Annotated in this window: 16 protein-coding genes; 6 read left to right on the top strand and 10 right to left on the bottom strand. The window is 70.4% G+C overall.

Annotated features, from left to right (window positions below):
• Window positions 1-334: 334 nt before the first annotated feature.
• The 4 genes from ACZ6TB_RS16710 to ACZ6TB_RS16695 all read right to left on the bottom strand — a co-directional run bounded on the left by ACZ6TB_RS16710 (window position 335) and on the right by ACZ6TB_RS16695 (window position 3,268).
• Window positions 335-547, bottom strand: a complete 213-nt coding sequence (locus ACZ6TB_RS16710; protein ID WP_465555187.1) for a hypothetical protein — start codon at window positions 545-547, stop codon at window positions 335-337.
• 164 nt (window positions 548-711) lie between these two features.
• Complete coding sequence (locus tag ACZ6TB_RS16705; protein ID WP_465555186.1) at window positions 712-1,698, bottom strand: tetratricopeptide repeat protein; 987 nt, start codon at window positions 1,696-1,698, stop codon at window positions 712-714.
• 60 nt (window positions 1,699-1,758) lie between these two features.
• Window positions 1,759-2,655 (bottom strand): diacylglycerol/lipid kinase family protein, encoded by an 897-nt coding sequence (locus ACZ6TB_RS16700; protein ID WP_465555184.1) that lies wholly within the window; start codon window positions 2,653-2,655, stop codon window positions 1,759-1,761.
• A gap of 34 nt (window positions 2,656-2,689) precedes the next feature.
• Window positions 2,690-3,268, bottom strand: a complete 579-nt coding sequence (locus ACZ6TB_RS16695; RefSeq protein ID WP_465555182.1) for a GAF domain-containing protein — start codon at window positions 3,266-3,268, stop codon at window positions 2,690-2,692.
• Window positions 3,269-3,543: 275 nt separating this feature from the next.
• On the opposite strand from ACZ6TB_RS16695, the gene ACZ6TB_RS16690 reads away from it, so the two are divergent.
• Window positions 3,544-3,696: a hypothetical protein gene (locus tag ACZ6TB_RS16690; protein ID WP_465555180.1), complete on the top strand. Its 153-nt coding sequence runs from the start codon at window positions 3,544-3,546 to the stop codon at window positions 3,694-3,696.
• A complete protein-coding gene (locus tag ACZ6TB_RS16685; protein ID WP_465555179.1) occupies window positions 3,693-4,214 on the top strand; it encodes a DUF1697 domain-containing protein in 522 nt (173 codons plus the stop codon). The genes ACZ6TB_RS16690 and ACZ6TB_RS16685 overlap by 4 nt, the downstream gene beginning before the upstream one ends.
• A gap of 52 nt (window positions 4,215-4,266) precedes the next feature.
• On the opposite strand, the gene ACZ6TB_RS16680 is transcribed toward ACZ6TB_RS16685, so the two are convergent.
• Genes ACZ6TB_RS16680 through ACZ6TB_RS16670 form a run of 3 tightly spaced genes read right to left on the bottom strand, consistent with a single transcriptional unit; the run spans window position 4,267 to window position 6,681 of the window.
• Complete coding sequence (locus ACZ6TB_RS16680) at window positions 4,267-4,677, bottom strand: ribosomal maturation YjgA family protein (protein WP_465555177.1); 411 nt, start codon at window positions 4,675-4,677, stop codon at window positions 4,267-4,269.
• Between the two features lie 10 nt (window positions 4,678-4,687).
• On the bottom strand, window positions 4,688-6,148 hold the full coding sequence (locus ACZ6TB_RS16675; RefSeq protein WP_465555175.1) for a deoxyguanosinetriphosphate triphosphohydrolase family protein: 1,461 nt from the start codon (window positions 6,146-6,148) through the stop codon (window positions 4,688-4,690).
• Between the two features lie 11 nt (window positions 6,149-6,159).
• A complete protein-coding gene (locus ACZ6TB_RS16670) occupies window positions 6,160-6,681 on the bottom strand; it encodes an LURP-one-related family protein (RefSeq protein ID WP_465555567.1) in 522 nt (173 codons plus the stop codon).
• A 124-nt stretch (window positions 6,682-6,805) separates the two neighbouring features.
• Between ACZ6TB_RS16670 and ACZ6TB_RS16665 the strand changes: the two genes are divergently transcribed.
• Window positions 6,806-7,909 (top strand): MBL fold metallo-hydrolase, encoded by a 1,104-nt coding sequence (locus ACZ6TB_RS16665; protein ID WP_465555173.1) that lies wholly within the window; start codon window positions 6,806-6,808, stop codon window positions 7,907-7,909.
• 129 nt (window positions 7,910-8,038) lie between these two features.
• On the opposite strand, the gene ACZ6TB_RS16660 is transcribed toward ACZ6TB_RS16665, so the two are convergent.
• Complete coding sequence (locus ACZ6TB_RS16660) at window positions 8,039-8,842, bottom strand: ArsR/SmtB family transcription factor (protein ID WP_465555171.1); 804 nt, start codon at window positions 8,840-8,842, stop codon at window positions 8,039-8,041.
• A 117-nt stretch (window positions 8,843-8,959) separates the two neighbouring features.
• Between ACZ6TB_RS16660 and ACZ6TB_RS16655 the strand changes: the two genes are divergently transcribed.
• From ACZ6TB_RS16655 to ACZ6TB_RS16645, 3 genes are all read left to right on the top strand, one after another.
• Window positions 8,960-9,514: a hypothetical protein gene (locus ACZ6TB_RS16655; RefSeq protein ID WP_465555169.1), complete on the top strand. Its 555-nt coding sequence runs from the start codon at window positions 8,960-8,962 to the stop codon at window positions 9,512-9,514.
• A 159-nt stretch (window positions 9,515-9,673) separates the two neighbouring features.
• A complete protein-coding gene (locus ACZ6TB_RS16650; protein ID WP_465555167.1) occupies window positions 9,674-10,396 on the top strand; it encodes a HipA family kinase in 723 nt (240 codons plus the stop codon).
• Complete coding sequence (locus tag ACZ6TB_RS16645) at window positions 10,393-10,761, top strand: DUF3037 domain-containing protein (RefSeq protein ID WP_465555165.1); 369 nt, start codon at window positions 10,393-10,395, stop codon at window positions 10,759-10,761. Before ACZ6TB_RS16650 ends, ACZ6TB_RS16645 begins: the two co-directional genes overlap by 4 nt.
• On the opposite strand, the gene ACZ6TB_RS16640 is transcribed toward ACZ6TB_RS16645, so the two are convergent.
• Complete coding sequence (locus tag ACZ6TB_RS16640) at window positions 10,762-11,601, bottom strand: transglutaminase-like domain-containing protein (RefSeq protein WP_465555163.1); 840 nt, start codon at window positions 11,599-11,601, stop codon at window positions 10,762-10,764.
• Between the two features lie 4 nt (window positions 11,602-11,605).
• A complete protein-coding gene (locus ACZ6TB_RS16635) occupies window positions 11,606-12,436 on the bottom strand; it encodes a MerR family transcriptional regulator (RefSeq protein ID WP_465555161.1) in 831 nt (276 codons plus the stop codon).
• Window positions 12,437-12,441 lie beyond the last annotated feature (5 nt).

Genomic DNA, 12,441 nt, shown 5'->3' with positions numbered 1-12,441 from the left:
ATGCTCGTGCGCGGCGGGTGGCTGGATCGCGACTGTGGACAACGACGAGGAAATGTCGTAGGCGGGTGCTCTACTCGACCCCACCCAGTAACGGGGTGGGGTGAGGTAGGCGGACGCGGCGAGGCAACGAGGCGGGCGCGCGGCGGGATAACACGCGACGCGGCGGGCAACGCGCGGCGGGCAACGCGCGGCGGGGCAACGCGCAGCGCGGCGGGGGCGAACCCCGGTCAGCGGGCCGCGTTGAAGGCGGGGCGAACCCCGGTCAGCGGGCCGCGTTGAAGGCGGGGGCGAACCCCGGTCAGCGGGCCGCGTTGAAGGCAGGGGCGAACCCCGGTCAGCGGGCCGCGTTGAAGGCGGCGGCGAAGAGCATGGCCAGGATCAGGACGGCGCTGGTGATGAACTGGATGGTGTGGGCCAGCGCGTCTCGGCGGGTGGTGCGCAGCGCCTGGCGGGCCCGGTGCAGGTCACGCCAGGCGGAGTGGGTGCGGCCCAGCCGGTAGCCGGCGACTATGACGGTGGCGGCGGTCAGCAGTACGGCGACGCTCACTGCGGAACCCTGGTGGTACGTCATGTCGAACCCCCTGGAGAGGCGTAGCGGTGCCGGATGGAAGGCCAGTGTGCGGGCACCACCGCGCGAAATTCCAGGGGATACACGGGCTTATACCGATATAAACGGCCTAAGCGGGCACAGGCGTTGTTGTCGGTAATTTGTCATGAGAGCCAGGACTCGATCGAGTCCTTGATGTCGGCCACGTCGTCGCGGCCACGGTCCAGCAACTCGTCCACCTCGGCCAGCAGCGAACGCATGTCGTCGGTGGCCGAGGGCGAGATGCGGCCGCGCATGTCGAGGGCCACGAAGCGTACGGTCAATGTGTCGTGATGTTCCGGGCCCAGCACCCGCCGATAGTCGTCGACCAGCCGGGAAATGCGCACCAGGGCCTCGTCGAGGGTGCCGGTCTCGGCCAGCCAGCCGCACAGCTCGACCTCGACCTCGAGCACCTCCGGATCGTCGGGACCGAGGATCCGCCGGAAGTCGGCCAGCAACGGGCGCAGCTCGGCCACGGCGCCGGCCGCCGACTCGTTGCCGAGGATCTCGGCGAGCGCTATCCGGGTGTTGAGCGTGTCGCGATGGTCGGGGCCGAGCGCGCGCCGGTAGTCCGCGATCAGCTCGCGCAGCAGCCGCACGGCGGCGGGCCGGTCGCCGGCCTCGTCCCGCCAGGTCGCCACCGCGTGCCGGGTGGCCAGCGTGTTCGGGTCGTCCTCGCCGAGCACGCGACGGCGGGCGGCGAGCAACTCCCGGAAGCCGGCCAGCGCCCGATCGACGTCACCGGATCGCCCGTACGCCCAATAGAGGTTGTTCTTGATCGTCAGCGTGTCGGGGTGCTCGGGGCCGAGTCGCTCGCTCGCCGTCGGCAGCAGGCGCTCCCAGTACGTCACCGCGGCCGCCAGCATTCCCCGCCGCGGCAGGCTGTTCCCGGCCCGGAACACCACCTGATGCAACCCGTCCCGCCACAGCTCGCCGCCCGAGTTCTGCAGCAACGCCTCGGCGTCGGCTCGCAGCAGGTCGACCAGCGCCGCGTCCCGCTCGACCTCCGGCCACACCGCCAGCAACGCGTCCGCCGCGCCACCGGGGTCGTCGCGCATCAGCCGCTCGAAGTCGCGCTGCCAAGACTCCCGATCCAGATTCGGGTGCGTCATAGCCGAATGTGATCACACAGCAGCGCTCTGTGTCGATAGCTTTTGTCTAACTTGGACGTTTCATTGCCGTGGGACACAGATCTTCACGGCGCCGGGCTCGACGGCCGCCGTGAAGTGCTTGGTCTTCGTGCGGGCGCCGCCGTCCAACTCGTACTCCATCTTGCTCTCGAGTTTGACGTCGATGTGCCGGGCCCGGGTCGTGCGCACGAAGGGTGACCGATCGGAGCGGCCGACCGCCATCGTGCCCAGCGCCCGCGCCCACTGGAGTGCGCCCTGCGCGGTCGCGACGCCGACATCGAGCCAGCCGTCGTCGGGCTCGGCGTCGTCGAACGCCCGGATGCCGCCGGTGATCGTGCCGACGTTGCCGATGAGCACGCAGCTGGCCTCGTCGTCGAACCACTTGACGCCGTCCACGGTGATCCGGGCCGTCGCCGCCTCGCCGTTCACGTGGCGCAGGCCGGTCCACACGTACGCCAGCTTGCCCAGCCGGTCCTTCATCTTGCGGTCGGCGTCGTGGATCATCGCGCCGTCGAAGCCGACGCCGGCCATCACGCCGAAGTGCTCGCCGGCCAGCTTGCCGAGGTCGATGCGACGGCGGCGGCCGTGGAAGGCGATGTCCACGGCCTGCTCGAGGTCGTGCGGGATGCCGAGGTTGGTGGCGAGCAGGTTCCCGGTGCCGGCCGGGATGATCGCGACCGGGATCTTGCTGCCCGCGACGACGTCCAGGCAGCGCTGGACCATGCCGTCGCCGCCCCAGACGACGAGTAGGTCCGGGTCGCTTTTCAGCGCATTCTTCACCTTTTTGGGGGCTTTGCTGCTCTTGGGGACCTCGTGCCAGATCAGGTCGTCGATCTTGTCGCCGCCGCCGCTGGTCAGGCGGCGGCGCAGCTCATCGAGTCCACCGTCGAGCGTCTTGCGCTGGTGGGCGACCACGGCAATCGTTCGGGGGGTGCGCATGTGCTGCGCACTACCCGAAATCGACGCGCGGTAATCAGTTCACGGTTTCCCGCATGCGCTGCTCGGCGGCCGCGCTGCGGATCACCATGAGGCGCAGCTCGAGCTCGTCGGAGACCATCGAGGCCAGGTGCTCGAGGGCCTGGAGCTGGCGCGGGGTGGCCTCGCGGGGGCGGTTGTCGATCACGTTGACGGTGCCGAGGCGGTAGCCGTCGTGGGTGCGGATCGGCGCGGCGGCGTAGAAGCGGAGGCCCAGCTCGCCGCGGACCAGGGGGTGCTCGAGCGTACGGGGGTCGACGGCCGCGTTGTTGATCACGTAGACGTCGTCCTGGGCGATCACCGAGGCGCAGAGGCCGGGCTCCTTGCCCACCTCGCGTACGCCGCTGAGCCCGTTGCAGGCGGCGAGCCACACCCGGTCCTGCTCGACCAGGCTCACGGTCCCGATCGGAGTGTCGAAGATGGCGGCGGCCACGAACGCGATGCGGTCGTACGCGTCCTCGACCGGCTGATCGACGAGCCGGTACCGGCGAACGGCCTCGAGGCGGGCCTGCTCCTCGGGACCGACATTGTCGAGATATTCGTACGCGTTCGTCGAAATCGGGTTGCTGTTGGTCATCGAAGGACCCCCCACGCCTGATCGCTCACGCCTGATCGCTCACGGACAGGAGGAAGCCTAGAAACCACCCAGGTGTCCCGCAACGCTCACGATGGCCGAATTGGTGCCAGGCGCCGGCGTCGAACGTGAAAGTCGCACATGGTGTGAGTCGTTCGGCATCGCCGACCCGCGCTCTCAGGCCAGGGCGCGCAGGGCGGCCTCGACGAGCTCGGCCCGCTCGGCCGGCGTGGGGCGGGCGCCGGTCAGGGGGCGATCTTCGCATCGAGCCGGCCGAGATGATCAGCAACGGCGATCGCGTGGCGGTCTGGGCGCGTGTCTTCCACGGTTCGGCCGAGCCGGCCACGACGATGGAGATGATCAGAGTCGCCGACGACCGCGTCGCCGAGATCTGGGGCGTCAGCAACCTGCGATGGAGACAAACGGGATGACGGTGTGGGTCGCGCTGCTGCGAGCGGTCAACCTCGGTGTGCGCAACAAGGTGCCCATGGCCGAGTTGCGCGATCGCCTGGCCGGGGCCGGCCTGCCCGGCGCCCGCACGCACCTGCAGAGCGGCAACGTGGTCGTCGACTCCGAGCACGAGGTGGCGCCCATCATCCGCGAGGTCGTCCGCGCGAGCTTCGGCGTGGACCAGCCCGTCATGGTCCGCAGCCGCGACCGCCTGGAGGAGATCCTCGCCGCCAACCCGTTCCCCGCGGCCGCGACCGAGCGCCCGACCTTGATGCGCGTCATCTTCCTGGCCGAGCATCCGTCACCCGAGCGCGCGAAGCGGCTGGAGGAGCACGACGACGTCCGGGTCCGGGACCGCGAGGTCTACATCGACTACCGAACGGGGGTGCACGGCAACCCACTCAACTCGGCCATGGTCGCCCGTCGCTTGGCGTTGCACGGCACCGAACGCAACTGGTCAACCCTGGTGAAGCTGGCTCAACTGGCAAGAACCTTCTAAAGCATTCATGGGGTACGCGGTCCGGTTGTCCACGCCGCACATCGCGTCCCGCCTATGACACTTCCTCACCGTTGTCCACAGTGGCTCGGAACCAGCGATGCAAACCCGCCGCCAGCAGCACGCCCGGCACGTACCAGAAAAGGTCCGCGGGATCGAAGCTCCGCCCCAGCACCAACCGCGCCACCACGCTGTGGTCTGACAGGTCGGCCGGCACCGGGGTCAGCTGGAACAGCTCGACCGCCCAGCAGAAGCCCAGCGCGACCGCCGACAGCGCCGCCACCCGGCCGCGCGGCCACAGGAACAGCGCCACGCCGTACACCGCCGAGGCGTACAACGCCGTGCCGCTCGCCTGCTCCAGCAGGCCGGTCGACTCCACGAACGTTCCGGTGAACGCGCGGATCCCGAACGCCAGCGCGAGCGAACCGATTGTCAGGGCAACCGCCCACCGCCGAACCCTTGTCACCCCGGGAAAACTAGAGCACGAACGCATCGGTCCAGAGCTGGCGCGACCGGCCGGACAGGGCCTCCATCAAGCCGACCGCCTGGTTGTCGGTCAGCCCGGCCACGAAGTCGACCACCGCACGCCCGCGCGCCTGACCGATCGGGTCCGGCGTGCCCTCCGGCAGCTCGGCCTCGGCCAGCTCGACCAGATCGGCCAGCCGCCGCGGGATGCGTTCCGCCTCGTCGGGGTCGGTCAGCCAGGCCAGCAGCGCCTCGACCAGCGACGCCAGCAGGCGGGCCTGGCCGCGCTGGTGCAGCGCCAGGTCGGGGCGGGCCAGCACGAACCGGTTCTGCACGAACTTCAGGATCTGCACCTCGTGCCACTGCATCGTGGCCAGCTGCACGTGCCCGGAGCGGACCGCGGGCAGCTCGACCAGCTCGGCCGACTCGACGAGACGGCGGGTCCAGGTCGCCGAGAACGCCGCCACCTGCGACTCCGCCTCGAGCGAGCCGTCGAAGGGACGGCGCAGCAGACCATCCACCAGCTCGGCGCGGACCAGCTCGACGGCGGCCGCGAACGCCTCGTCGTCGGCCATCCAGCCGTCCTTGCGGTGCAGCTGCCGGCGCAACGACTCGATCGCGCCGCCGGCCCGGTTCGGGTCCGACGAACGGCCCCAGCGCTGCCAGGCCATCAACTCGGTGGCGACGTCGCCCTGCTGGAGCACGCCGACCCGGTGCACATCTTCAAGATCATGGATGGCGTACGCGATGTCGTCCGCCGTGTCCATGACCGAGGCCTCGACCGTTTGCTGCCAGTCGGCGACCCGGCCGGCGAACGGCATCCGGGCGGCGACCATGTCGTCGACCTCGGTCAGGTAGGCCCCGAACTTCGCCGAGCCGCCCTCGGGGTCGTCCGGCGGGGACGTGGCGCCACGCGGGGGCGGGTCCATGAAACGAGCCTCGCCGTGCCTGGTCCAGGGATATTTGAGGATTGCCGCGCGTACGGCGTTGGTGAGATTCAAGCCTATTGTCGCTTGGCCGCGAATCTCCGTGCTGGTCACGATCCGGTACGACTGAGCGTTGCCCTCGAACCCGTCCGGTATCCCGAGCCGATGCCGCGCGAGCTGGTCGAGCACGCGTTCGCCGAGGTGGCCGAAGGGCGGGTGCCCGAGATCGTGGGCGAGCGCGGCCGCCTCCACCACGTCCGGGTCGCAGCCGCCCAGCTTGTCGGCGAGGTCCGCCTTGCCGGCGCCGGCCGTGACCCGCTCGGCGATCGCCCGGGCCACCTGCGCGACCTTGAGACTGTGGGTCATCCGGTTGTGCACGAGGAGGCCGGCCCCACCCGGGCTGATCACCTGGGTGACGCCGGCCAGCCGCGCGAAGAACGGTGAGCTGACGATCCGGTCGCGATCGACCCGGAACGGGCTGGAGGCAAGGTCACCGGGAGCGACCAGGCTGTCTCCGAAAAGGCGCTGAGCCCGTGAATCGTCCATGCGAGGGAAGGTTACCGGGCCTGCAGCGCGTCCAGGGCGACGGACATGGCGGCGACCAGGCGCCGGTCCACCTGCGGGTCGTGGATCGTGACCAGGTAGCGGTCCCGCAGGCCCCACTTCTTGACCACCGAGAACGCCGGGCGATCCCCGATCAGGAACTCGAAGTGGTACGGGAGCCAGGACAGCGAATCGATGAACCGGCGCAGGACGGCGACGGTCATGTTCGTCTCGCGCCCGATCATGTCGGCGTACCCCGGCTGCTCGAGGTGCCAGGTCGAGCGGAGCAGGGACTCCTTGAAGTTCTTCCGGAAGAGGCCGATCGCCGAGCCGTTCTCGTCGGTGACGTCGTAGGTCGCGCCCAGGTCCATCACCTGGCGCGCCTTGAAGCCGAGCACCGCCTTCTGCTTGGTGTCGTCGGAGTACAGCGTGACCTGCTCCTTGAACGCCATCCGCTTCTGCTGGGCGAAGGCGAGAATGCCCGCTTCCTGCCCGTCCGGGGTGACCGCGTGGATCTCGTACTGGTTGACCATCATGCGAAGGCGTTGACGGACCAAGAGTTGCTGCTGAATCTGAAGGGTGTCGATAGTCACGGCCGCGCAGTCTAGATCCTCGGCGGCTCGGTGGCCGTACCCGTGCTTTGTTCGTCAGACTGGTCTGATGGCGAAGCGAGGACGTACCGGAGCATTGGTGGCGCTGGCGCTGGGCGCCGCGGTGGCGTGGGTCGCGCGGGACATCCCGCGCCAGATGGGCGCGAAGGCCAAGGGTGATCGCCTGGCCCGCATGCTGGCCTCCCCGCAGTACGCCGGCGGCAAGTTCCGCAACACCGTCCCCGCCAGCGAGGTCACGCCCTCCTCGATGCCCCGGCTCGCCCTCGCCGCGATGCGCGACCGCGAGGCCCGTCACCCGCACCAGCCGATCCCGCTGGTCAAGCCCGTCCCCGGCCTCGACGCCGACGGCCTGCACGTCACCTGGTACGGCCACTCCTCGGCGCTGGTCGAGATCGAGGGCCGCCGGGTGCTGCTCGACCCGGTCTGGAGCGAGCGCTGCTCCCCGAGCCGGGTCTCCGGCCCGAAGCGCCTGCACGAGCCGCCGGTGGCACTGCGCGACCTGCCGCCGCTGGACGCCGTGCTGATCTCGCACGACCACTACGACCACCTCGACATGGAGACCATCCAGAACCTGGTGGACCTGCAGGCCGCGCCGTTCCTGGTGCCGCTCGGCGTCGGCGCCCACCTCGAGCGCTGGGGCGTGCCGGCCACCCGGATCATCGAGCTCGACTGGAACGAGCGGGCAAAGGTCGGCGGCCTCGAGTTCGTCGCGACGGCCGCCCGGCACTTCTCCGGCCGCGGCTTCTCCCGCGACGAGACGCTCTGGACCAGCTGGGTGATCAACGGGCCGACCCGCAAGGCCTTCTACTCCGGCGACACCGGCTATTTCCCGGGCTTCGCCGAGGTCGGCGAGGAGCACGGTCCGTTCGACGTCACGCTGGTGCAGGTCGGCGCGTACGGCGACGCCTGGCCCGACATTCACATGATTCCCGAGGACGGGGTGGCAACCCACGTGGACGTACGGGGTGGCCTGATGATCCCGGTGCACTGGGCGACCTTCAACCTGGCCCTCCACGACTGGTCCGAGCCCGCCGACCGCACCTGGACCGAGGCGAAGGCCCGCGACGTGCGCCTGGCCATCCCCCGCCCCGGCGAGCGCGTCGACGTCGACAACCCACCCGCCGTCGACGGCTGGTGGCAGCAGATCGCCTGATCGTTCAGATCGCCGAGACCGCCGCCTCCCCCGCCCTTGTTGGGTGGGCGGCACCATACGGCCTGAGTACGACATTTTCGGCGGGTTGTCCCCAGGCGATCGGAAACCCGCGCGGCTGGGTCGTCGCCGTCAGCGGCGGGCGTCGTTGGCGGCCATCTGGGCGTCGCGCATCTCGGCGTGCATCTCCCAGGGGGCCTGCGGCAGCACGTGGCCGGTCTCGAGCAGCGACTTGAGGTTGGCCATGACGGCCGGCCAGCCCTGGGAGATCGCGTCCAGCTCCTCGGCGCCGGCCAGGTTTTCGTGGGTGACGGTCAGGCGGACGATGTCCTGGTAGCGCTCGATGTCGAAGGTGACCGCGGACGGGTTCTCGACCTGCTCGCCCGGCGACTCGAACGTGATCACCAGCTGCGTGGGCGGCGTGGCGGCCAGCACCTTGCCGACCGCGTCGGCGATGCCGGAGCCGTCCGTGCGCACGTGCTCCCATCGCGAGCCGGGCTGCCAGTCGGAGACGTTGCCGTGCCCCCAGTAGGCGGCGGTCAAATCGGCGTCGGTCAGGGCGTGCCACACCTTCTCGGGCGTGCTCTCGATGTAGGTCACGTAGACGAACTGCGGCTTCTCGGTGGTCATCGCGTCCTCCGCGTTCTGCTTGATGGCGGCCAGCGTCCGTAGCCGGGGCTCGTCGAACGGGGCGAGCCACCGCCGCTGGATGTCGTGGATCGGCACCGGGTTCAGGTAGTGCAGCTTTTCCCGGCTGCGACGCACGGTGCTGATCAGGTTTGCCTCCTCGAGCACGGCCAGGTGCTGGCTCGCGGACTGCCGCGCCATGTCGAGCTGCGAACAGAGCTGCCCGAGCGTCTGGCCGTCCCGTTTGCGCAGGCTGTCGAGCAGCCGGCGCCGGGAGGCATCGGCGAGCGCCTTGAACACCTGATCCATGCTTCCCATTATGCAGGCAGATACCTGCGTAACGTCAAGTGAGGCCGGGCGAGAAGGTTGGCCGTATGCGCTGTAACGGTGTAACTATGTAATCAAGTAAGCAAGGGGAGGTTGGAGATGCGTTTTCGTCCTGCACCGCCCGGAGGCCGTGCCGAGCCGCCCAACGCCGATGACGCCGCCGCGTGGGTGACCGGCGCGATCCCGGACGGCTGGTTCACCGAGCGGCCCGAGGTGGTCATCGACCGCGACGAGATCATCATTTGGGGCCGCATCGGCGAGCCCGACCTGGGCGCCGAGGTCACCGACGCCGACAAGGCCGCCGCTCAGGCCGGCCGGATCAACCAGTTCCGCGAGGACACCCGCGACGACCGCATCCGGGTGGCCCGTCAGGTCGAGCATCGCTACCAGCGCAAGGTCGCCTGGGGCATCCGCTGCGGCGACACCAACGAGTTGTTCACCCACCTGGCGGCTCCGGTGATGACGCGCCTGCGCCAGCCCGAGCGCCAGATCCTCGACACGCTGGTCGACTCCGGCGTGGCCCGCTCCCGCTCCGAGGCGCTGGCCTGGTGCGTGAAGCTGGTCGGTCAGCACACCGAGGAGTGGCTGGGCGAGCTCCGTTCGGCCATGACCAAGGTCGACGAGCTGCGCCGGCAGGGCCCGAACACGGTCTGACCGCCGCGCACGTGGGCCGGCCCCGACGCCGTCGCGGCCGGCCCACCCGCGCGCAGAGGTAAGCAGAGCCAAAGCCCCGCGCGCACAGGTAAGCAGAGCGAAAGCCCGCGCGCAGAGGTAAGCAGAGCGGGGGGTGGCGCGGCCGTTAGGGTTGGCGTCGTGCTTCGTGAGGTCACCGCTCTCCGGTATGTCACGCCCCTCCGGGAGGGCGGCTCGCTGCCCGGCGTCGTCGAGGCCGATGATCTCGGGACCTACGTGGTGAAGTTTCGCGGCGCGGGGCAGGGGCCCAAGGCGCTCGTGGCCGAGGTGATCTCGGGCGAGCTCGGTCGCCGGCTCGGGCTGCCGGTGCCGGAGCTCGCGGTGGTGCATCTCGACCCGGTCGTGGCGCGCGCCGAGCCGGACGAAGAGGTCCAGGAGCTGATCAAGGCGAGCGCCGGGGCGAACCTCGGCATGGACTTCCTGCCGGGCTCGCTCGGCTACGACCCGGTGGTGCACGCCGTCGACCACGGTCTGGCGTCGCGCGTCATCGCCTTCGACGCCTTCGTCGAGAACGTCGACCGCAGCTGGCGTAACCCGAACCTCCTCATCTGGCACAACGCCCTCTGGCTGATCGACCACGGGGCCACGCTCTACTTCCACCACAACTGGCCGCGGGCCGAGGCCGTGGTGCACCGCCCCTACAAGTGGGACGACCACGTGCTCAAGCCGTACGCCACCGAGCTCGCCACGGAGGGCCCCGCGCTGGCCGAGCGGCTGACGCCGGCCCTGCTCGCCGAGGTGATCGACCTGGTTCCCGAGGAATGGCTGGACGACGGCGGCCGCGACGCCTACCTGAGCCACCTGACCCAGCGGGCCGAGCGGCCGGAGGCGTGGCTGCCATGAGAGTCCCGTACGAATATGCCGTCATCCAGGCCGTCCCCCGTATCGAGCGCGGTGAGCTGATCAACGTCGGCGTCGTGCTCTACAGCCAGCGCTCCGACTTCCTGGCCGCCCGCACGCACCTGCACGAGGACCGGCTGCGCACGCTCGACCCCGGCGCCGACGTGCCCGCGATCGCCACCGCCCTCGCGTCGTGGGAGGCGACCTGCACGGGCGCGGGCGCCGCCGCCGCGATGAAGCCGGGCGAGCGATTCCGCTGGCTGGTCGCCCCGCGCAGCACGATCCTGCGGGCCGGCCCGGTCCACATGGGCCTGGCCGCCGACCCGGAGGCCGAGCTCGATCGCCTGCTGGAGCTGCTGGTCAGGTAGTCACCGGCGCAGGTCGACCTGGTAGTCCTCGCCGCGTGGGCTCAGGCACCGGACCTGATCGCCCGGATGGAGGCGCGGGTCGCCGGCGTAGCGGGCGGCCAGCTTCTCCTCGGCGCGGGTGTCGCCCGCGTCGGCGGACTGGAGCAGGTCGGCGAGCTCGTCGATCGACGCGAGATCGTCGCCGGTCTCGACCGACACGTCGCCCCAGATGTCCCACAGCAGGAGCTCGTCGCCGCGGCGGTGGGCCAGCTCGTAGATCACGTAGTTGCGGACGAACCACTCGCCGCGCAGGTCGGCGATGTCGGGGCTGACGCCGAACGTCTCCACGTCGATCTCGCCGCGCCGGTGGGCCGCCCACACCTGCGAGGCGGGGCGCAGGCCGCCCTGGTCGAGCCGCACGTCGTCGAGGTCGATCTGGGTGTCGGTGGCGACCCAGCGGGCGCCGTCCCAGTACTCCGCGATCACGTGGTCGTAGTGGTAGCTCGGGTCGAGGTAGTCGGCGAAGCCGATCCGGCTGCGGGCGGGGATGCCCTTGTGCCGCAGGGCCGCGACGGTGAGCAGGGTGAAGTCGCGGCAGCAGCCGACGATGCGCTCCTCGGGCGCGCGCGACTCGGCCAGCGGCTTGTCGAACCGGCGCCGGTCGGAGTCGAGCAGCCGGTCGGCCCACCGGCTGTCGATCTCGATCAGCCGGTCGGGCGGGAACGCGATGCCGGAGGCGCGGTAGTGCACGACGAGGTTGCGGATCACCTCCCCGATCGCGCCGGGGTCGGCGGGCAACGGGTCGAACAGCGCGGCGTGTGCGCGGGGGTCGGAGAACCTGGTCTGGCGGGTGTAATCCATCTCGTCACTCCTCGATCGGTTGTGCCACGTGGGCGAACGGGTCGGCGCCGCCGATGCGGTCCCAGTAGTTCAGGTAGATCTCGCGCTCGGGCCCGGCGGTCCTCAGCCCGTGCGCCGCGATGTGCGTGTAGACGGCCTCGTAGGCGCGCATGATGCGGGGATAGAAGCAGTCGTCGCGGGCGACCGTGGCGAACACCTCGCGGTGCGGCGGCTCGAGCCGGATGACGATCTCGCCCTCGGGCTCGACGCTGCCCCGGAACGGCACGCAGACCTCGATCGTCGCCTCGGTGTCGGGCGTGACCGGGCCGTGGTAGATCACCCAGTGCTCCGCCGTGCTGACCGCCAGCTGGTCGTCGAGATGGCAGCGGATCGCACACTCCGACAGCCGGATCGCCTCGACCAGCGACTGCTGATAGACCTCGGCACGGATACTGGCGACCTTGACCGCCGGAACGTCGCGGACGCCCACCGCGTACCGCCGCTCGGGCAGCGCCGCGCCGTCCGCGAGTTGCGCGCGCAGCCAGCCGAAGCTCCCCCGCCGGGCCTGCATGGCGGCCTCCTGCGAGACCCACCACCGGTCGAGCCGCACCAGCGCGTGCTCGTCGTCGCGGGCCTCGAGCACCTCGGCCACCACCGCGAGCGGCATGTCGAGCCGGCGGAGCAAGGCGATGCGGCGGGCGCGCTCGACCTGGTCGGCGCGATATCGCCGGTAGCCGCTGACCGGGTCGACCGAGTCGGCCGGCAGCAGGCCGGACACGTCATAGAGGCGCAGCGCCTTAACCGACAGCCCGGCCTGACGGCCGAACTCCCCGATGGCCAGAAGCGAGACGTTCATGTGCG

This window comes from Actinoplanes sp. NPDC051537 (genome assembly GCF_055586105.1).
This window is presented reverse-complemented; position numbering and strand designations above follow the sequence as displayed.